General features: G+C 69.3%; 14 protein-coding genes and 7 tRNA genes. 14 read left to right on the top strand and 7 right to left on the bottom strand.

The window, feature by feature from the left end; genetic code table 11:
* The first annotated feature begins 328 nt into the window (after positions 1-328).
* The gene (locus ABEA24_RS47765; RefSeq protein ID WP_345442039.1) at positions 329-937 is read left to right on the top strand and encodes a hypothetical protein; all 609 of its coding nucleotides are present in this window, start codon (positions 329-331) and stop codon (positions 935-937) included.
* Between the two features lie 54 nt (positions 938-991).
* Here ABEA24_RS47765 and ABEA24_RS47760 read toward each other — a convergent pair whose 3' ends face one another.
* Entirely contained in the window at positions 992-1,780 is a 789-nt protein-coding gene (locus tag ABEA24_RS47760) for an SAM-dependent methyltransferase (RefSeq protein WP_345442036.1), read from the bottom strand.
* A 291-nt stretch (positions 1,781-2,071) separates the two neighbouring features.
* On the opposite strand from ABEA24_RS47760, the gene ABEA24_RS47755 reads away from it, so the two are divergent.
* Positions 2,072-3,229: a methyltransferase gene (locus ABEA24_RS47755; RefSeq protein ID WP_345442034.1), complete on the top strand. Its 1,158-nt coding sequence runs from the start codon at positions 2,072-2,074 to the stop codon at positions 3,227-3,229.
* 314 nt (positions 3,230-3,543) lie between these two features.
* Complete coding sequence (locus ABEA24_RS47750) at positions 3,544-5,241, top strand: APC family permease (RefSeq protein WP_345442031.1); 1,698 nt, start codon at positions 3,544-3,546, stop codon at positions 5,239-5,241.
* Positions 5,242-5,304: 63 nt separating this feature from the next.
* Here ABEA24_RS47750 and serA read toward each other — a convergent pair whose 3' ends face one another.
* Positions 5,305-6,522 (bottom strand): phosphoglycerate dehydrogenase, encoded by a 1,218-nt coding sequence (gene serA, locus ABEA24_RS47745; protein WP_345442028.1) that lies wholly within the window; start codon positions 6,520-6,522, stop codon positions 5,305-5,307.
* Positions 6,523-6,629: 107 nt separating this feature from the next.
* The gene (locus ABEA24_RS47740) at positions 6,630-7,445 is read right to left on the bottom strand and encodes a DUF6597 domain-containing transcriptional factor (RefSeq protein WP_345442025.1); all 816 of its coding nucleotides are present in this window, start codon (positions 7,443-7,445) and stop codon (positions 6,630-6,632) included.
* 87 nt (positions 7,446-7,532) lie between these two features.
* Between ABEA24_RS47740 and ABEA24_RS47735 the strand changes: the two genes are divergently transcribed.
* A complete protein-coding gene (locus ABEA24_RS47735) occupies positions 7,533-8,114 on the top strand; it encodes a TIGR03086 family metal-binding protein (RefSeq protein ID WP_345442022.1) in 582 nt (193 codons plus the stop codon).
* Between the two features lie 363 nt (positions 8,115-8,477).
* Positions 8,478-9,650, top strand: coding sequence for a cytochrome P450 (locus ABEA24_RS47730; protein WP_345442019.1), 1,173 nt, complete (start codon positions 8,478-8,480; stop codon positions 9,648-9,650).
* 102 nt (positions 9,651-9,752) lie between these two features.
* Here the strand turns inward: ABEA24_RS47730 and ABEA24_RS47725 are convergent, their stop codons facing one another.
* Positions 9,753-10,520, bottom strand: coding sequence for a DUF72 domain-containing protein (locus tag ABEA24_RS47725; protein ID WP_345442016.1), 768 nt, complete (start codon positions 10,518-10,520; stop codon positions 9,753-9,755).
* Between the two features lie 105 nt (positions 10,521-10,625).
* Between ABEA24_RS47725 and ABEA24_RS47720 the strand changes: the two genes are divergently transcribed.
* On the top strand, positions 10,626-10,994 hold the full coding sequence (locus ABEA24_RS47720) for a hypothetical protein (RefSeq protein WP_345442013.1): 369 nt from the start codon (positions 10,626-10,628) through the stop codon (positions 10,992-10,994).
* 29 nt (positions 10,995-11,023) lie between these two features.
* Here the strand turns inward: ABEA24_RS47720 and ABEA24_RS47715 are convergent, their stop codons facing one another.
* The 3 genes from ABEA24_RS47715 to ABEA24_RS47705 form a co-directional block, all read right to left on the bottom strand.
* Positions 11,024-11,404 (bottom strand): hypothetical protein, encoded by a 381-nt coding sequence (locus ABEA24_RS47715; protein ID WP_345442010.1) that lies wholly within the window; start codon positions 11,402-11,404, stop codon positions 11,024-11,026.
* A 123-nt stretch (positions 11,405-11,527) separates the two neighbouring features.
* Entirely contained in the window at positions 11,528-11,776 is a 249-nt protein-coding gene (locus tag ABEA24_RS53920; protein WP_425551325.1) for a hypothetical protein, read from the bottom strand.
* 111 nt (positions 11,777-11,887) lie between these two features.
* A complete protein-coding gene (locus ABEA24_RS47705; RefSeq protein ID WP_345442008.1) occupies positions 11,888-12,652 on the bottom strand; it encodes a sulfite exporter TauE/SafE family protein in 765 nt (254 codons plus the stop codon).
* Between the two features lie 529 nt (positions 12,653-13,181).
* Between ABEA24_RS47705 and ABEA24_RS47700 the strand changes: the two genes are divergently transcribed.
* The 8 genes from ABEA24_RS47700 (at position 13,182) to ABEA24_RS47665 (ending at position 17,965) form a co-directional block, all read left to right on the top strand.
* Positions 13,182-13,253 (top strand) — tRNA-Trp (locus ABEA24_RS47700).
* A gap of 51 nt (positions 13,254-13,304) precedes the next feature.
* Positions 13,305-13,377 (top strand) — tRNA-Leu (locus ABEA24_RS47695).
* A gap of 5 nt (positions 13,378-13,382) precedes the next feature.
* Positions 13,383-13,474: transfer RNA gene (locus tag ABEA24_RS47690), tRNA-Ser, on the top strand.
* A 6-nt stretch (positions 13,475-13,480) separates the two neighbouring features.
* Positions 13,481-13,552, top strand: a tRNA-Glu gene (locus tag ABEA24_RS47685).
* Positions 13,553-13,560: 8 nt separating this feature from the next.
* Positions 13,561-13,632 (top strand) — tRNA-Glu (locus tag ABEA24_RS47680).
* 5 nt (positions 13,633-13,637) lie between these two features.
* Positions 13,638-13,716: transfer RNA gene (locus ABEA24_RS47675), tRNA-Met, on the top strand.
* A 1-nt stretch (position 13,717) separates the two neighbouring features.
* Positions 13,718-13,788, top strand: a tRNA-Asn gene (locus ABEA24_RS47670).
* A 511-nt stretch (positions 13,789-14,299) separates the two neighbouring features.
* Positions 14,300-17,965: a LamG-like jellyroll fold domain-containing protein gene (locus ABEA24_RS47665; protein ID WP_345442005.1), complete on the top strand. Its 3,666-nt coding sequence runs from the start codon at positions 14,300-14,302 to the stop codon at positions 17,963-17,965.
* Positions 17,966-18,007: the final 42 nt, after the last annotated feature.

Below are 18,007 nucleotides of genomic sequence, written 5' to 3'. Positions count from 1 at the left end.
CCTATGACGGGGAGCGGCACTATACGGTTCACCGTTATCGAAGCATCCGGACGCCGACCGTAGTCGCCACGATCGAAGCGGGCGTGAGGGAGGTTCGCGTCCGTCGGGAGCCGGGATCCATTGTCCCACTGTCTCGGGCATGTCCCAAAAAGTGGATGTCTCAGCTGTTCAGAGCCTCGGGGATTCCTGCTCTGTCCCTTAATGGCCGATACCGATGGTGGAGCGGCGACTTCTCTCCCTAGCGTGGCCGCTGGCCGATCGCCGCGGGGCTCATGCGACGCTCGCGGAACGGCCGAAGACCCCCATCAGTGTTCACGTAAGGAGCTTCATGACCGCGTCTCGTACGCTCCGAGTCGGGATCGGCGCCGCCGCGCTGGGCGCCGTCGCGCTGGGCACCGCCGCCGCGCTCGGCCTGTCCGCCGGCGCCACCCCGGCCCCCGCCGCCCCGGCGGCCCTCCACGCCGCCGCCCGCCCGGCCGCGCAGGACGTCTCGGCCGCCGCCGCCCCCATCAGCCGACGCACGGTGATCCTGCGGGCCGGAACCTGGCACCCGGGCAAGAAGAACCGGGTCCCGTACAGCCAGAAGAAGTACCACGGCGGTTACCGCACGGACTGCTCCGGGTACGCGTCGATGGCGCTCGGCCTGTCCAAGCCGGGGCCCAACACCGTCGCGCTGGCGACGAAGACCTACTCGACGCCCATCAGGATGTCCGCGCTGCTGAGGGGCGACCTGGTCATCGACGCGTCGGGCAACAACCGCACCCGCCACGTCGTGATCTTCTACAAGTGGGTCAGGGACAAGAAGCACCACAACAAGATCATCGGCTATATGGCCTTTGACCAGCACGGTGGGTACGGCACCGACTACCACAAAGTCACGTACGGGCTGAGCAAGGGCAGCCAGTACCACGCGTACCGTCCGAAGAACATCCGCTGAGGCTGCGGTGAGGACAGGGCGGGGGCGCGCGGCGCCCCCGCCCTTTCTGCGATGTCAGGACTTGCGGCCGACCCCCGCGAGCAGCCAGCCCGACGGCGTGCGGTACGGCCGGTCGGGTCGCCACTCGGGGGCCAGGACCAGGCCGGGCTCGAGGAGCTCGAACCCGTCGAAGAACCCCGTGATCGCCTCCCGCCCGCGCAGCGTGAGCGACTCGCGCAGCTCCGCGAAGATGTCCTCCACCGCCTCGACGGCCTCGGGTGTCTTCCCCTCGAACGTGGCGTGCGAGATCACGAGATGGCTGCCCGGGACGACCGCGTCGCGGAACCGCCGTACGATCCGGGCCGGGTGCTCCTCGTCGTCGATGACGTGGAGCAGGAAGGTGAACAGCAGCGCGACCGGCCGGTCGAAGTCGATCATGCCGGCGACGACCGGGTCGCGGAGGATCTGTTCCGGGTGTCGGGCGTCGGCGTGGACGACGGCGGCGGACGACCCGCCGGACAGCGTCGCCTCGTAGTGCGTCACGGCGACCGGGTCGTAGTCGATGTAGACGACCCGGGCCTCGGGACCTGCCAGGTCGTGGACGTTGACGCGCTTGGGCAGGCCGCAGCCGATGTCGAGGAACTGGCGTACGCCCGCGGCGCGCAGGTGGCGGACGGCGCGCCGCGCGAAGCGGTTGTTCTCTGCCGCCAGGTTGCGTGCCTCCGGAGCCACGGACAGGATCCGATGGGCCAGGACGCGGTCCACGGCGTAGTTGTCCTTGCCGCCGAGCGCGTAGTCGTACACGCGTGCGTCGGTCGGCGTGCGGGCGTCGACGCCCCCCGGCAGCCCTGCTTGCTCCGCCACAGGCACCTCCAGCCCCCGCCAGGTGCGACTCAATCTAACCCGTGCGGTGGCCGCCGGTCTCCGCCTTCGGCCGGAAAAGAATAAGTTTGTTACCGGTAACCAGCCACAGAGCGGACGAAACTGTTTCTTAAGGGTGATCGTCGGACGAAGTGGTGCATTTTAGGCTGCCGTCGGTCGGCGGGCGGCGCAGGGCCGCTCGACGCCGCCTCGGCGTGACCGCCGGGCTCTCGCGGGTAATTCGATTGAGGGGAGACCCGCCTTCTCCCTAACCTCCTGGCAATGGAGCGGAGCGTGGAAGCACGCCAGGTCGTCCACTGGACCGAGGCGGGGGTGTCGTATTCGGTCCGCTGGCGGTCCGAGAACGGGGCGCCGCCGCCCCGGCGCGTGGTGGTCGCGGACGATGGCATGACCGCCGACGACGCCTACCACCTGGCGTGCGAGGGTGCGGCCCTCCTCTGGCGCGGTGACTTCGTGGTCGCCCGCGACCTGCTCGGCGCGATGGGACGCCGCGCGGACCGCCGCCCGCGCAGGGCCGTACGGAGACGGCGCCATCGGCCGGCGCCGTCGCCCGCCGAGGCCTTCCATCTCCACCGTCAGGCGCAGTCGCAGCGGGCCCGTGTGCTCGGCATGCTGCTCGTGCCGCTCGAACCCGACCACGCGATCCCGCTGCGGCGGGCACCCGACGTGCGACGGGCCTGCGAAGAGACGTACGGCCCCGGTGACGGGCCGTCGGTCACCTCGCTCCGCGAGATCCTCGGGCTGATCGGCGCGTACGAGTGGCGCCGGAACGGCGTGCCGATCCCGGCGCTGGGGGATCGGATCCACCCGCATTACGGGGTGTTCTCGCCGGTGCGCGGCGAGTACGTCGACCTGGTGGCGCAGGCGCCACTGCCCGCCGGCGCGCCGGCGTTCGACATCGGCACGGGCACCGGGGTGCTGGCCGCCATGCTGGCGCGGCGGGGCGTCGAGCGGGTCGTGGCGACCGACCAGGACCCGCGGGCGCTCGCGTGCGCCCGCGAGAACCTCACGCGGCTCGGCCTGGCGGACCGGGTCACGGTCGTGGAGGCCGACCTGTTCCCGCCGGGACGCGCGCCGTTGGTGGTGTGCAATCCGCCGTGGGTGCCGGCGCGGCCGAGTTCGCCGCTCGAGCGCGCGATCTACGATCCCGGAGGCCGGATGCTCCTCGGCTTCCTGAACCGCCTGGCCGGGCATCTCGAGCCGGACGGCGAAGGCTGGCTGGTGCTGTCGGACCTGGCCGAACATCTGGGGCTGCGGTCCCGCGCCGAGTTGCTCGGCGCGATCGAGGGCGCGGGACTGGAGATCATCGGCCGGTCGGACGTACGGCCGCGCCACCCCCGTGCCGCCGATCCGGCAGATCCGCTGCACGCCGCTCGCGCCGCCGAGGTGACCTCCCTCTGGCGACTGCGCGTCCGCCGACCCTGCCGATAAAGGTCCCGCATCCTCTCCGATGACGGCGAACTTGTCGAGTTTACATCCAGTAAAAATTGGGTAGATCGCTCTTTGCTTACCCAATACCTGGCGATGGCCGGCGGATGGGTAACTGCAGGTCGCAACGGCTTTTCGGCGGCCTATGTCACGCTGGTCGCAATGATCGCCTTATGTCCCGCTGATGCGCTGGCTCCTCTTTGCATTGCAACCTGGATCGATTTAGTCTGCCTGCGACGTTGACGCGCAATGCGGCTTGTCCCTAACGTCGATTAACACGTTTTTAGTCGGTTGGCCCGACATGGGTGGGACGTGGCATGCGTCGTATCGGGTCCGCCATACGCCGGTTTTACCTCGCGAAAGGGGGCCCTATGGCGCCCACGACCACCGGATCCGTCGATTCGGGACGACACCTACGGAGGGACGTCGGTTTCTGGGGACTGATGTTCGTATCGCTCGGATCGATCATCGGTTCCGGCTGGCTGCTCGGGGCGCTAACGGCGGCGACGCTCGCCGGCCCGGCCTCGCTCCTGTCCTGGATCCTCGCCGCCGTCATGCTGGCCCTCCTCGCCCTGGTGCACGCCGAGCTCGGCGCGGCCTACCCCATCGCCGGAGGCACCGCGCGTTTCCCGAGTTTCGCGTTCGGGCCGCTGGCCGGCTTCACGGCGGGCTGGATGGCCTGGGTGCAGGCGGTGGCGATCGCCCCGATCGAGGTCGAGGCGACGCTGTCCTATTGCGACCACATCAGCTGGGTGAAGAACAACATCACCCTGTTGCACACCGACGGGACGCTGACCGGCGCCGGCCTCGCGATCGCCACGGTCTTCATGCTGCTCTTCACGATCATCAATATCTTCGGCGTGAAGCTCCTGGCGGAGTCCAACTCGATCACCGTGCTCTGGAAGACCGCCATCCCGCTGCTGACCGTGGTGGTCCTCCTGCTCCTGACCTTCCACGCGTCCAACTTCACGGCGGGCGGCGGGTTCATGCCGTTCGGCGCGCACGGCATCTTCGCCGCGCTGCCGGCCGGTGTCGTCTTCGCCCTGCAGGGCTTCGAACAGGCCATCCAGATGGCCGGCGAGGCGAGAAAACCCCAGCAGGACGTCTCACGTGCGGTCATCACGGCGACGGCGATCGGCACGGTCGTCTACATCCTGCTGGAGATCGCGTTCATCGGCGCCCTTAACCCCGCCAACCTCGTGCACGGCTGGGCGAACCCCGTGGGCAAGGGCGACTTCGGCCCGTACGCCACCCTCGCGATCGGCGCCGGCGCCTCCTGGCTGGCGGTCCTGCTCTACGCCGACGCGGTGATCTCTCCGGCCGGGACGGGCCTGGTGTACACCGCGACGTCGTCTCGGCTGTCGTACGCGCTGGGCCGGGAGAGGTCGGTGCCGAGCCCGGTGGCCCAGGTCAGCAGGAAGGGCGTGCCGGTCGTCTCGATCCTCATCGCCTTCGTCGTCGGTGAGATCGCGTTCCTGCCGTTCCCGAGCTGGCAGTCCCTGGTCGGTCTCGTCACGTCCGCCACCGCGATCATGTACGCGTTCGGGCCGATCGCGCTGCGCGCCCTGCGGATGCGCGACCCGGAGCGCGTGCGGCCGTACCGTCTCCCGGCGCACCAGGTCCTGGCGCCGATCGCCTTCATCGCGGCCAACCTGATCATCTACTGGTCCAGCTTCCAGGCGGAGTGGAAGCTCGGACTCGCCATCGTGCTCGGCTTGGTGATCTTCACGGTGACCCGGGTGACGAGGCCCTCGGCGGAGCGGACGCACCTCAACTGGGCCGCCAGCATGTGGGTCTGGCCGTGGCTCATCGGCATGATCGTCATCGGTGCCCTGGGCCGCTACGGTGGCAACAAGGTGCTCCCCGAGTGGGTGGACATCCTCACCGTCGCGGCGTTCTCCCTGGCCGTCTACTTCTTCGCCGTACGGATCGCCGTGTCCAGCGAAGAGGTCAACGCCGCCGTCGCAGCCGAAGAGGCGGAGATCGCGGCCGAGCCCGAGCTCAACATCGCCTGACGCGGGCGCCCGTACGCTCGCCGGAGTCGGCGAGCGTACGGGCTGCGGTGCGTCCGGGGTCAGTCAGGAGAGCAGGCGCAGCCGGACCGTCGTCGGCAGCCCGCGCAGCTGCTCGATCACGTCGGACGTGTAGCGGGTGCCGATGTCGGTGATGACGTAGCCGATCTCCCCGCGGGTGCCCAGCAGCTGGCCCTCGATGTTCACGTCGTGGTCGGCGAGGATGCCGTTGATCGTGGCCAGCACGCCCGGGGTGTTGCGGTGCAGGTGCGTCAGGCGGTGCCCCTCTGGCGGCGCGGGCAGCGACACGGTCGGCAGGTTGACGCTCAGCGCGGTGTTGCCCGTCGCCACGAAGTCCTGCAGCTTGCCCGCGACGAACTGCCCGATGTCCTGCTGGGCCTCCTCCGTCGAGCCGCCGATGTGCGGCGTGATGATGACGTTGGGCAGCCCGCGCAGCTCCGAGACGAACTCGTCGCCGCGGCCCTTCGGCTCGTGCGGGAACACGTCGATGGCCGCGCCGGCCAGGTGCCCGGACTCGATGTGGCTCCGCAGCGCCCCGTGGTCGACGACGAACCCGCGCGAGAGGTTCAGGAAGAGGCTGCCGGGCCGCATCCGCGCGAACTCCGCCTCACCGAACAGGCCGCTGTTGCCGGGCCGGCCGTCGACGTGCAGCGTGACGACGTCGGAGACCGCGAGGAGCTCCTCCATGCTGGCGCACCGGCGGGCGTTGCCCAGTGCGAGCTTGTCGGCCGTGTCGTAGAAGAACACGCTCATGCCCAGGCTCTCGGCGAGCACTGACAGCTGGCTGCCGATGTTGCCGTAGCCGATGATGCCGAGCCGCCGGCCCCGGACCTCGTGAGCGCCTTCGGCGGACTTGTCCCAGACCCCGGCGTGCATCAGGGAGTTCTTGTCGAAGAGCCGGCGGGTCAGCGCGATGAGCTCGGCCACCACGAGCTCGACGACACTGCGGGTGTTGGAGAACGGCGCGTTGAACACCGCGACGCCGCGCTGCAAGGTGGCGGGCAGGTCGATCTGGTTGGTTCCGATGCAGAACGCCCCGATCGCGAGCAGCTCCGGAGCCGCGGCGAGCACGGCGTCGGTGATCGTGGTCTTCGACCGGATGCCGAGCATGTGCACACCGGCGATGCGGGCGGTGAGCTCGTCCTCGTCGAGGGCGCGATCCACCGTCTCGACGGCGTAGCCGTTCTTCTCCAGAGAGGCGACCGCGTCGGAGTGAATGCCTTCCAACAGCAGAGCGCGCAGGGGTTCAGTAGCGGTGCTCACCTTGGGAACAGTCCTTCTGCAGGCGTCGTCGTCCCTCAAATGCTACGTGAGGCGGTAACGGTCCCGTCGCGGCGGCCGGAGCGGGCATCGGTCACCACCGGCGCCGATCACCGCCGGGCCGCGCACGCCCGCGCGTACCGGGTGGGCGACATCCCGATCGTGGCGGAGAAGTCCCGGGTGAAGTGCGCCTGGTCGGCATAGCCCAGCTCGGTGGCCAGGGCCGCCCAGTCGACGTCCGTTCCGGACGCCGCCCGGTCCGCAGCGTCCTGCATGCGGTACCGGCGGATCACCCATTTGGGACCGATCCCGACGTAGTCGGCGAACAGGCGCTGCAGACGCCGCGTCCCCATCCCGGCCGCGGCGGCCACCCGGTCCACCCGGGTCAGCGCCGGATCGGCGGCGATCCGGTCCACGATGTCGCCGACCTCGAGCACCAGTGGGTCGGGGCGCGGCGCGCGGGAACGGAGGAGATCCTCCGCCAGGGCGATCGCGTCGCCGGGATCCGGCGCGGCGATGATCGCGTCGGCGGTGGACCGCGCCGCGGGTCCGAAGACGTCCTCCACGGGGATCCGCCGGTCGGTGATCGTGGACACCGGGGCGCCGAGGAACGGCCGGAAGCCGCCGGGCCGGAAGCGTACGCCGACGACCCGGCCCCGGCCCTCGATCGTCTCGGTGAACACGCCGCGCACCACGCCCACCACCCGGGCCTGCCCGTCGCTGAGGAACGTCATGTGCACCGACGGATGGGTGAGGACCTGCTGCCGGTGGGATCCGCCCTCTCCCAGGTCCCAGTGCAGGATCCAGTGATAGTCCGCGATCCACGCGAGATCCTCCGCCGGCGCCCGGTGGGAGACCTGGAAGCGCTCCAGCGCCGCCGAGCGGTGGAGGATGGCGCGAAGGGCCTGCGGCGCTGCGTCGGCCATGTGGTCAAGTGTCGCATTTGTTCAAGACGGCCGACCGCGACCCGCCTACCGTGTGGGCCTCCCACCAGACGACTCACGGAGACGACGATGGAGCTTCGCCCGCTGATGACGCGCGCCGTGGAGGCGCCGATCACGGTGGTCCAGGGGATCGGGCCCGACCGGCTCGCCCTGCCGACCCCGTGCCCCGAGTACGACGTCCGCGCGCTGCTGAACCACCTCATCCACTGGACGGGAGCCCGCTCCGAGGGCGCGGCCCGCAAGACGCCGCCGCCCGAGCCCGCGGCGGAGGATAACGACTTCACGGCCGAGCCGGACTGGTCCGCGCGGTACGCCGCCGAGGTGCGCGCGGCCGGGGCCGCCTGGTCCGAGCCCGCCGCCTGGGAGGGCGCCACGGGCATCTCCGTGGCGGCGGCGATGCCCGCCGCGTTCGTCGGCGGCATGATGTTCGCGGAGGTCCTGCTGCACGCCTGGGACCTGGCCGCGGCGACGGGCCAGAAGGCCCCGATCGACGACGAACTGGCGCGGGCACTGTTCGACCAGGTCTCCGCGATGGCCGAGACGGCCCGGCAGTACGGCGCGTTCGGCCCGGAGGTGGCGGTGCCGGACACCGCCCCGCCGCTCGACCGGGCGCTCGGCCTCGCCGGCCGCGACCCCGCCTGGACGCCCTGACCGGCGATCCGGGCCCCGGCGCGGTCGCGTACGGCGCCGGGGCCGTCAGTGGCGGTAGCGGCTCCTGAGGTGCGCGTCAGTGACCGTAGCGGGCTCCTGAGATGCGCCGGGGCCGGTCAGAAGCCGTAACGGTTCTTGAGATGACGCCAGCGCAGGCAGGAGGATTCGGCCCCTGTTTCGGCTGGGGGAGAAGTCAAGGAAACGCCCTTTCCCGAGGTCGGTCCGATGATCAGGCGGCCGACGATAGGTCGCCTGATCATCGACGGATAGCCGCCTTTCACACTTTTCATGCATTGACATAAGGCATTACGGGTGCGACGGTGGAAATTAACTGTTATCACGGGGGAAAGGGACGTTCGCCCCATGGCTGACCTTCCGCGACTGCCGTTCGAACGCTCCAACGTGCTGGACATCTCCGCCGCGTACGGCGCGCTGCGCGCCAGGGCGCCGATCACGAGGGTCCGCACCCGGACCGGCGACGAGGCGTGGCTCGTGACCGGGTACGAACAGGTGCGGGCGATCTTCGCCGACGAGCGCTTCGGCCGTTCCCACCCGGACCCCGACAACGCCCCCCGCCTGTCGAACTCCGCCCTGACCGGCGGCCCGAACGGTGACTACGACACCGAGAAGGACGTGCACGACCGGATGCGGCGGCTGCTCGCGCCCGCGTTCTCCGCCCGCCGGATGCGGGCCCTGTCCGGGCACGTCCAGGAACTGCTCGACGGCCTGCTCGGCCGGATGGAGGAGCAGGGCCCACCGGCGGACCTGCACGCGTCACTCTCGGTGCCGCTGCCGATCCAGGTCATCTGCGAGCTGCTCGGCGTCCCGCTCGCCGATCGCGACCACTTCCGCGCGCTCGCCGAGGAGATGACGGACCTCACCGATCCGGACCGGTCCGCCGCCGCCCGTACGGCCATGGAGGAGTACTCGCACGGCATCGTCAAGACCAAGCGGGACCATCCCGGCGAGGACGTCTACTCCGACCTGGCAACGGCCGACCTGCCCGACGACGAGGTCGCCACCATCGCGGGCGGGCTGCTGTTCGCCGGGCACGAGACGACCGTCAACCGCATCGACGGCGGGGTCGTGCTGCTGCTGCACAACCCCGAACAGCTGGAGGCGCTCAAGCGCGACCCGGCACTGGCGCCCGCGGCCGTCGAGGAGATCATGCGCCTGGGCTCGCCGAACGACCACGGCCTCGGCCGGTACGCCCGCGAGGACGTCGAGATCGACGGTGTGCGGATCAAGGCCGGCGAGCTCTGCGTGCTCGTGACGTCGGCCGCCAACCGGGACGAGACCGTCTTCGTCAACCCCGAGCGGTTCGACATCGGCCGCGAGACCCAGCCGCACCTCGGATTCGGCTACGCCATCCGCTACTGCCTGGGCGCGAACCTGGCCCGGGTCGAGCTGCGGGCCGTCTTCGGCACACTGTTCCAGCGGTTCCCCGATCTGCGCCTGACCGTGCCGATCGAGGAGCTTCCCCAGCGCAACGACCGCCTGACCGGCGGCTTCTCCGCGCTGCCCGTGACCTGGTGACCCGTCACCACCTGACCGGCGGGCTCTTCCGCGTGACCTGGTGACGCGTCACCACTCGACCGGCGGGTTCTTCCGCGCGTCCCGTGGTGACCCGGTGACCGGTCAGTGCGTGGCGAGGGCGGGCGTCCGGGACACGCGCCGGCCCGCCTGCCGCACGAACTCGGCGAACCGCGCCGCGTCGCGTACGGCCGCCCCACCCGGGTCATTGTTGAAGTAGACATACGCGTCGGCGCCGTCGTCCCAGGTCTCGGTCAGCCGCCGGACCCAGGACCGCAGCGCCTGGTCGCCGTACTCCGGCCACGGCGTCGCGGCGCCCTCATGGAACCGGAGGTATCCCCAGCCCGCCGTCCGCCACAGCGGGGTCAGTGGCCTGCCGAGCCGGTCGGTCCAGCACAGCGCCGCGCCGTGCCGGACCAGCACGTCTCGTACCTCGTCGGTCCACCAGGACGGGTGACGGGGCTCCACCGCGACCCGCACCCCCGTCGGGAAGCGGCGCAGGCAGCGGGTCAGGCGCTCGACGTCGACCTGCAGCGTCGGCGGCAGCTGGACCAGGATCGGCCCGAGCTTGTCGCCGAGGCCACCGGCCGCGTTCATCAGCCGGTCCACCGGCTCTTCCGGCTCCTTCAGCCGCTTGATGTGCGTCAGGTAACGGCTCGCCTTCACGGCCATCACGAACCCGAGCGGCGTGCGCTCCCGCCACCCGGCGAAGACCTCACGGCTCGGCAGCCGGTAGAAGGCGTTGTTGTTCTCCACCGTCTCGAAGCACTCGGTGAAGCGCTCCAACCACACGCGTTGGGGCATCCCCGCGGGGTACAGCACGTCACGCCAGTGCGCGTACTGCCACCCGGACGTCCCCACGAGCATCGGCATATAGCCGGTTCTACCCACAGGTCGCCCCCCAAACAGAGCAGCCGTGACCCCACATCACCGATCTTGCGGCCATCGTGTCGTCGGAAATGGCGCTATTAATCCAAGATGGCTATTATGTTCTGCGGGTTTTTGGTGAAATTCGCGTACGCGTTCGATCGACGCGCCGAACTGTACGCTGACGTCGTGCTTGCGGCGCTTCGGAACAAGCTTGCCCGCAGCCATCTGGAGGCACGGATGATCGATGGGAAGTACGAGTACCAGAGTAGTTTCGCCAAGAAATACGTCGCCGAGGGCGAGGCGCGCGGCGAGGCGCGTGGCGAGGCCAAGGCGGTTCTCGCCGTGCTTGAGACTCGCGGAATCATGGTCCCCGATGGGGCGCGTGCCCGCATTGAGGGCTGTGCCGATCTGTCGCAGCTGGAGAAGTGGGTCCAATTGGCCGTCACCGTACGGTCGGTCGACGAACTGTTCGACTGAGCCCGTGGTCGTCCGGTCGTGTAGCGACCTCAGCAGATGAGCAGGGTTCTCTCGTCGCCGGAGGTCCTGCGGTACGGCTCGACGCTGTAGCCGGTGTCGCGGAGTAGCGCGGTGATCCGCTCTCGGCGCTCGTCGCCGGTCGGGATCTCGACGCCGGCCCTGGCGGCCGGGGCGTGTCGGCGCCTGATGGTGACCCCGTCGTAGAGGTACAGCCCCCACGCCGACCACGGGACGTCCGGGGTGGGATCCTCGTGCTGCATCCAGGCCATCCACGTGTCGCCGTGGACGTACCAGCAGTGGATCGCGCCCTTGCGCCAGGCCCCCTTGTGGTGGATCCAGGCCCAGGAGTCGCGGGCCTCGATCCGGTGCGAGCCGGGCGGGTAGTGGTCGAGTGATCGGGCGTCGTGCATACGGCCATCATCGAACTGATGTTCGATTGATCGCAAGTCGACCCAGGTCAAGCCTGCTTTGCCTGGGCTACTACCGCCAGGCCCTTGCGCGTGCGCAACACTGCCCGCTGGGTTCGTCCGCTGCTAGCTTGCCAGCGGACGCTGGCAATTGGAGGCCCATCCATGGACGAGTTCGGGTTCGAGCAGGACCTGGTACGAGCGCTGCTGCGGGAACAGCATCCGGATCTCGCAGACCTCGAACTCCGAGATGTCGCCGGTGGCTGGGACAACCAGCAGTGGCGCCTCGGGGCGGAGCTGGCCGTGCGCTTGCCGCGCACCGAGCGCGCCCCGGCCCATCGGACGCAACGGCAGGCTCGGTCTCCCTGGGGGCAAACCGACTTGGGAACCGGCAGGCCGAGCTGCGCTCGAACGTGCCTTGGCCGTGAACTGACCGCGCGGGCTCCGTAATCGTGCCTCCTAAACGAGTGGAGCTCTATCGCGGGGTCAGCTTTTTGGGCTGATCCATAGCTGGATGGCCAGGGCGATGCCGATCAGGGCGACCAGCCAGCGCAGGAGGCCTGCTGGTAGGCGTCTGGTGATGCGGGGGCCGAGGATGGAGCCGACGAACATGCCCGCGCCGATAGGGGCTACGGCCATCCAGTCAACGGGCCCGGCGGCGGCGAAGATGGCGGCGGAGGTGACGGCAGCGGCCCCGATGAGCATGTTCTTCAGCGCGTTGGCAGTGGGCAGGCTCGGCTCGACGCTGATCAGTAGGAGGGCGAGGATCATCACCCCGGACCCGGCGCCGAAGTATCCGTTGTAGAGGGACATCGCGGTCAGCCCCAGCGGCAGGATCAGGCCTCTGGCGCCTGACAGCTGGCCGCGCTGGTGGAGGTGGGCGGCGAGCCGGGGCTGAGCCAGCAGTGCGAGCGAACCCACGGCCACCAGGATCGGCACGACACGGGCGAAGACGCCGGATGGGGTGAACAGCAACAGCAGTGATCCCACCGCGCCGCCCAGCGCTGCGACGGGAATCCACCGACGCAGCCATACCCGTTGGCCGACCAACTCGGGTTGGGAAGCCAGGGCCGCGCCGGGCCAGCACGCGACCAAAGCGATGATGTTGGCCACGTTCGCCGCGAGGGCGGGAAGCCCCGCCACGAGCAGCGCCGGGTAGGAGATCAAGGATGTGATACCGCCCGCAGTCCCGACCAGACCGGCGAGCACTCCGGCGGCGGTCAGCATGGCGAGATCGCCGATGCCGGTCATGACCAGACCGCCCTGGAGGTCGACGCGTGGATGACGGTGACACGATTCATGGGATGGGGCCTCCCTGGGTCCGGCCCAGCCGGTTGGCGGGCAGGCGGAATGGAAGCCCTCGGGGTTTTTATCCCATCAGGTGTGGGGCCGAAGATCGGCCCTGGCGCCGCTCGGTCCAGTCCACCGGCCCCCTTGTTGTCGTCGATGAGGCGGGGGCAGCACGGAACCCTAGGCGCAACCGCAAGCTTCCTTGACCATATCCCAGCGGCGCGTGACCGGGCGCCGAGGGCGGTGGCGGCGGCCTCTCTCCGCTCCGGGGCAGCGGAAAACATGTTGTGCCCGCAGCCGGAATTCTTATCATTGAAGCAGAACGGAACGAGGAAGGATGTCCATCATGATGCGCTCGACGCTCACCGCCTCCTGGGAATGGCGGTCCGAGCCGGGTAATCTGCGCGGCATCCTCGGGGAACGCTCCGGATAGGGAGACCACAATCTCTGTCCAGAGGCCGCCCGGAGGATATCCCGGCGGCCTTTTCTTGTGGGTGAGCCAACGGATAGGCGACCGTCCTCCAAAGGCGGTGAAAAGCAGGTTCGACTCCTGCCGCCCATGCGGGACTACCGTCGCGTCGACGGGACGCTCCTTGACAATTTCATGTTCCACGCCGCTCTGGCCCAACGGCAGAGGCGTCCGGTTCAGGACCGGAAGGTTCAGGGTTCGAATCCCTGGGGCGGCACGTATGGAGAAGCCAGCCGACGGCAGGCGACGGCACCGGTCTCGAAAACCGAGTGAGGCCATTCGGCCTCGTAAGAGTTCGATCCTCTTCTTCTCCGCGGCAAGGCCCGTTGGTCCAGTGGTGGGGACTCCCGGCTCTCGACCGGGCGGCGCCGGTTCGATTCCGGCACGGGCTACGAAGCATGGCCCCTTCGACCATGGGTTAGGTTCTGGGACTTTCAATTCCAGGAAGCGGGTTCGAGTCCCGCAGGGGTCGCGCGGAGCGCAGTAGGGGAGTTCGGCCGTCCCCGCTAGTCTCATAAGCTAGAGATCGTGGGTTCAAATCCCACCTGCGCCACCATTCCGGTGTCATCCAATGGCAGGATGCGCGGCTGTTAACCGCGCCATGCTGGTTCGAATCCAGCCGCCGGAGCGAGTCGAAGGTAGGCGGCAGTAACGGTCTCGAAAAGGGTTCCATCCGCGACCGGTCAACCTGGCCGGCACCTCTCCACGGGCCGGCGCAAGGTCTTGACCATCACGCCCGCCTGCGCCTACGGTCTGGGCCCACACTGCGAACTGTGTTCGAGATGTCGAACATTCGGGTCGAGTTGAAAGGAGGACGCCCAGCCTCCCGCAGCCGGAAAACCGAGCCGAACCGTGCCGCGTACAGCGTCGTAGGCGCCGACGGAGGCTTCTGTCCACGCTCGTCGGCCGTTTCAGACACGACCCGTCCGACTCCCGCCAGCCCGCACGGTCCCGCCGTACCACCCGTCACCGCCGAAGAGCCGGCGCAGTCGCGCGCCGTGTTCCCCGACAGCCTGACCCCCGTAACGCCTCCTGACCACCTGTAACGCCTGACCATCCGGTCGGCCCCCGCCAACCGGTAAGGGTCGTCGCAGCTTGTTGTCGAACCGGTTCGACAACGACCTGAAAGGACGCCATCCATGCCATCCGCGTACAGAACCGCGCGGCGCAGAGCCCCGGCCGCCGTGGCGCTGGCCCTAGGCGCGGGCCTGCTGACCGCCCCCATCGCCTCCGCGCAGGCGGCCGACACGCTGCAGCCCGCCGCCCATTACACCTTCGACCAGGACGACCTCGGCTCCGGCAAGATCACCGACAGTTCGGGCAACGGCCTGACGGCCGACCTGGTGAACGGCTCCACCGCCCAATCCGTCGCGGGCAGGGACGGAGGCAAGGCGCTCGCCCTGCCCGGTGGCGCGTCCACTTCCGATGGCGCGTACGTCCGCCTGCCCCGTGAAGTGCTCGGCGACGCAGCCGACCTGACGGTCTCAGCCCGCGTGAAGTGGAGCGGTGACAAGTCGTCCTGGCAGCGGCTCTTCGACCTGGGCACCAACACCACCAAGTACCTCTTCACCACCCCGTACAGCGGGGACGGGACGCTGCGCACCGCCGTGACCATCGGCGGAGGGGGCGCGGAGGCGCAGGTCAACGGCTACGCGATGCTGCCCGCGAACGAGTGGCGGACCGTCACCGTCACCCTCGACAGCTCCGCTCACCGGGTCACCACCTACCTCGACGGCGTGGCGGTCTCCTCCGCCGAGACCACTGTCAAGGCCAAGGACCTGCTGGACGCTTCGGCGACGGCCGCCGGTTACATCGGCAAGTCCCTCTACCCCGATCCGCTGCTCAAGGGCGCGATCGACGACTTCACCGTGTGGCACTCGGCGCTCAGCCCGGAGCAGGTGGCCGGGACGGTCGGAGGGACCGTGCCCACTCTTCAGCAGCTCTCCAAGACCTCCTTCGAGGCCCGTACCACGACCGGGACCGCCCCGTCCCTCCCCGCCGCCGTCCGCTCGTCCTTCTCCGACGGCTACGACCGCGACACGCCGATCGCCTGGGACGCCGTACCGCCCGCGAAGTACGCCCAGCCAGGGACGTTCACGGTGGCGGGAACGGCGGCCGGGCGCGCGGTGACGGCGACCGTCACCGTGGTCCGCGAGGGGCAGCTCACCGTCGACCTCGGCTCGGACACCGGCGCGTTCCACGGCGGCGCCTCCGGCACCCTCTACGGGGTGTACGGACCGGACGTCCCCACCAACAACCTCCTCGAGGGCATGGGCCTGCGCACGGTCTCCACGAAGGCGCAGGACGGCCCGCAGCACCCCGGTGCCGACGCGCTGGACGTGGTGAAGCCGCTGGCCGACTCGACCAACGGTGACGTGTACATCTACATGACGGACATCCATCGCGGCTTCCCGTACGAGTGGCCGGGCGACACGCCCGAGGAGAAGCTCAAGCTCTACAAGGAGAAGATCGCCAAGCAGGTCGACCAGGTCCTGCAACTGCCCGCGAAGTACCGGGACAACATCGTCTTCGTGCCGTTCAACGAGCCCGAGGGCAACATGTTCGGCACCGGCGAGTGGAGCTACAACAAGGTCAGCTGGCTCAACGACCCGCACGACTACTTCGCCGCCTGGGACGACGTCTACAAGCTCATCAAGGGCAAGATGCCGAGCGCCCGCATCGCCGGCCCCAACACGAGCATCCTCTACGACCAGGTGAAGGGCTTCCTCACCCACGCCCTGGCCGCCGGCACCCTCCCGGACGTCATCACCTGGCACGAGCTGAGCCACCCCGAGGCGGTGCGTCAGAACGTCGCCAAGTACCGGACGTGGGAGAAGGAGCTGTTCAAGGGCACTTCCAAGGAGGGCACTCGGCTTCCGATCAACGTCGACGAGTACGCCTTCAACTACCACACCTCCGTTCCCGGGCAGATGATTCAGTGGGTGTCCGCGATCGAGGAGTCCAAGGTGGACGCCGACATCGCGTACTGGAACATCGACGGCAACCTTTCCGACTCCGCGGTGCAGTCCAACCGCGGCAACGGCCAGTGGTGGCTGCTGCACTCGTACGCCTCGATGAGCGGGCACACGGTGACGGTGACCCCGCCGTTCCCCGGCGAGAACTACACCATGCAGGGCGTCGCCACGCTCGACGAGAAGAAGCGGCAGGCGCGGCTGATCTTCGGCGGTTCGACCGGCAACGGCCACATCACCTTCGGCAACGTCCCGAAGAAACTCTTCGGGGATCGCGTGCACGCCTGGGTGCGGGAGATCGGGTGGAGCGGGCAGGTGGGCGACTCCTCAGGCCCGCAGCTGCTCACCGAGAAGAACCTGACGGTCGGTGACGACGGCACGGTCGCCGTCGACTTCGGCGACGGCGGGCTGCCGAAGCTGAAGGAGTCCTCGGCCTACGAGGTCGTCCTCAGCCCGGCCGGGAAGGCGGCGGGCGCGCAGGCCCCGCCCGTGCGCTGGCAGGGTTCGTACGAGGCGGAGGACGCCGCCCACACCGGGTCCGGCTACTCGAAGAACGGCCCGGAGGGCTCGACGCGTGACGTGTCGAAGTTCTACACCTCCGGCGGCTACGACGTGGGCGGCCTGCGCACCGGCTCGGACGTCACGCTCGACTTCACCGTGGACGTGCCTGAGGACGGCACGTACGACCTGAGCGTCTTCGCCAACTCCCTCAACACCTTCGACAAGGTGAAGGAGCAGGGCCCCACCAACGTCTTCCTCCGGGTGGACGGCAAGGCGGACGGCGAGCAGGAGCTGTACCTGCCCCTGGGCTACAAGTGGGTGGTCTGGGACCACACGGACACCAGGGTCAAGCTCACCAAGGGCAAGCACACCCTGACACTCGCCGCGAAGAGCGCCGACGGCAAGCGCGCCACCAAGGGCGACGCCATCGTCGACCGCCTCACTCTCACCCTCCCCGAGGCTTCGGCGAGCACCCAGGTGTACGAGGGCGAACTGGCCTGGCTGGCCGGCGGGGCGCGGCCCGTGTACGACCTGCCGAAGCACGCCGGGACCCCCGCCACCGGCTCGGGCGCGGCCCGGCTCCCGAAGAACGGGACCGCCACGTTCTGGGTCTACTCGCCCGCCGACCGCGAGGCCACCCTCACGGTCGACACCCTGGGCGGCGGGAGCGCCCGGCTTTCCGTCAACGGGCACGACGTCCTGCGCCCGGCCAGGGGCAGGAGCAGCGTGGCGGTCTCCCTCTCCGGCGGCGTCAACAAGGTGACACTGACCGGAGGTTCGTCCGCCACCCTCGTCGACCGCCTCACGGTCACGCCCACGGCGGGCGCGCTCCCGGCGCGTACGTACGAGGCGCAGGACGCCAGGCTCGCTGGCTCGGCCACGCTGACCCCGCTCTCCCTGGCCACCGGCGGCAAGGCGATCACCGGTGTCGGCGGCGATCCGGGCAACGGCAACACCGCGACGTTCACCGTCGACGCCGACCGGAGCGGCCTGTACGCGCTGCGCATCCGCTACTCCAACCCCGAGCAGTCCGAGGCCACCCACTACAACCCGGACCCGCTCGCCCGCCACGCCGACATCAGCGTCAACGGTGGTGCCGCGCAGCGGGTCGGCTTCCCGCACAGCTTCCACCAGAACAACTTCTGGGAGCTGACCGTCCCGGTTCAGTTGAAGAAGGGGCAGAACACGATCGCCTTCCGCTCCGAGGAGCTGCCGAACTTCGACGGCACCACCTACGCCTCGGACACCTTCCCCGGCGTACTGCTCCGTTCCCGCTACGCGCCACTGATCGACCGGATCACCGTCGCGCAGTACGCGCGGGAGGTGCGATGAGCCGATGACTTAGGCAGATGACCGGGTCCATCTAATGCGGAC

Source organism: Actinoallomurus vinaceus, from assembly GCF_039542055.1.
Taxonomy (GTDB): domain Bacteria; phylum Actinomycetota; class Actinomycetes; order Streptosporangiales; family Streptosporangiaceae; genus Actinoallomurus; species Actinoallomurus vinaceus.
The sequence above is the reverse complement of the archived record's forward strand: the minus strand, read 5'-3'. Positions and strand labels throughout refer to the sequence as shown.

What these genes read in the sequence shown, in the direction of transcription:
- ABEA24_RS47665 (WP_345442005.1), top strand. Translation starts at nt 14,300, where the DNA reads ATGCCATCCGCGTACAGAACCGCGCGGCGCAGAGCCCCGGCCGCCGTG.
- ABEA24_RS47765 (WP_345442039.1), top strand. Translation starts at nt 329, where the DNA reads ATGACCGCGTCTCGTACGCTCCGAGTCGGGATCGGCGCCGCCGCGCTG.
- ABEA24_RS47750 (WP_345442031.1), top strand. Translation starts at nt 3,544, where the DNA reads ATGCGTCGTATCGGGTCCGCCATACGCCGGTTTTACCTCGCGAAAGGG.
- ABEA24_RS47730 (WP_345442019.1), top strand. Translation starts at nt 8,478, where the DNA reads ATGGCTGACCTTCCGCGACTGCCGTTCGAACGCTCCAACGTGCTGGAC.
- ABEA24_RS47735 (WP_345442022.1), top strand. Translation starts at nt 7,533, where the DNA reads ATGGAGCTTCGCCCGCTGATGACGCGCGCCGTGGAGGCGCCGATCACG.
- ABEA24_RS47725 (WP_345442016.1), bottom strand. Translation starts at nt 10,520, where the DNA reads ATGCCGATGCTCGTGGGGACGTCCGGGTGGCAGTACGCGCACTGGCGT.
- ABEA24_RS47705 (WP_345442008.1), bottom strand. Translation starts at nt 12,652, where the DNA reads ATGACCGGCATCGGCGATCTCGCCATGCTGACCGCCGCCGGAGTGCTC.
- ABEA24_RS47715 (WP_345442010.1), bottom strand. Translation starts at nt 11,404, where the DNA reads ATGCACGACGCCCGATCACTCGACCACTACCCGCCCGGCTCGCACCGG.
- ABEA24_RS47740 (WP_345442025.1), bottom strand. Translation starts at nt 7,445, where the DNA reads ATGGCCGACGCAGCGCCGCAGGCCCTTCGCGCCATCCTCCACCGCTCG.
- ABEA24_RS47720 (WP_345442013.1), top strand. Translation starts at nt 10,626, where the DNA reads ATGGCTATTATGTTCTGCGGGTTTTTGGTGAAATTCGCGTACGCGTTC.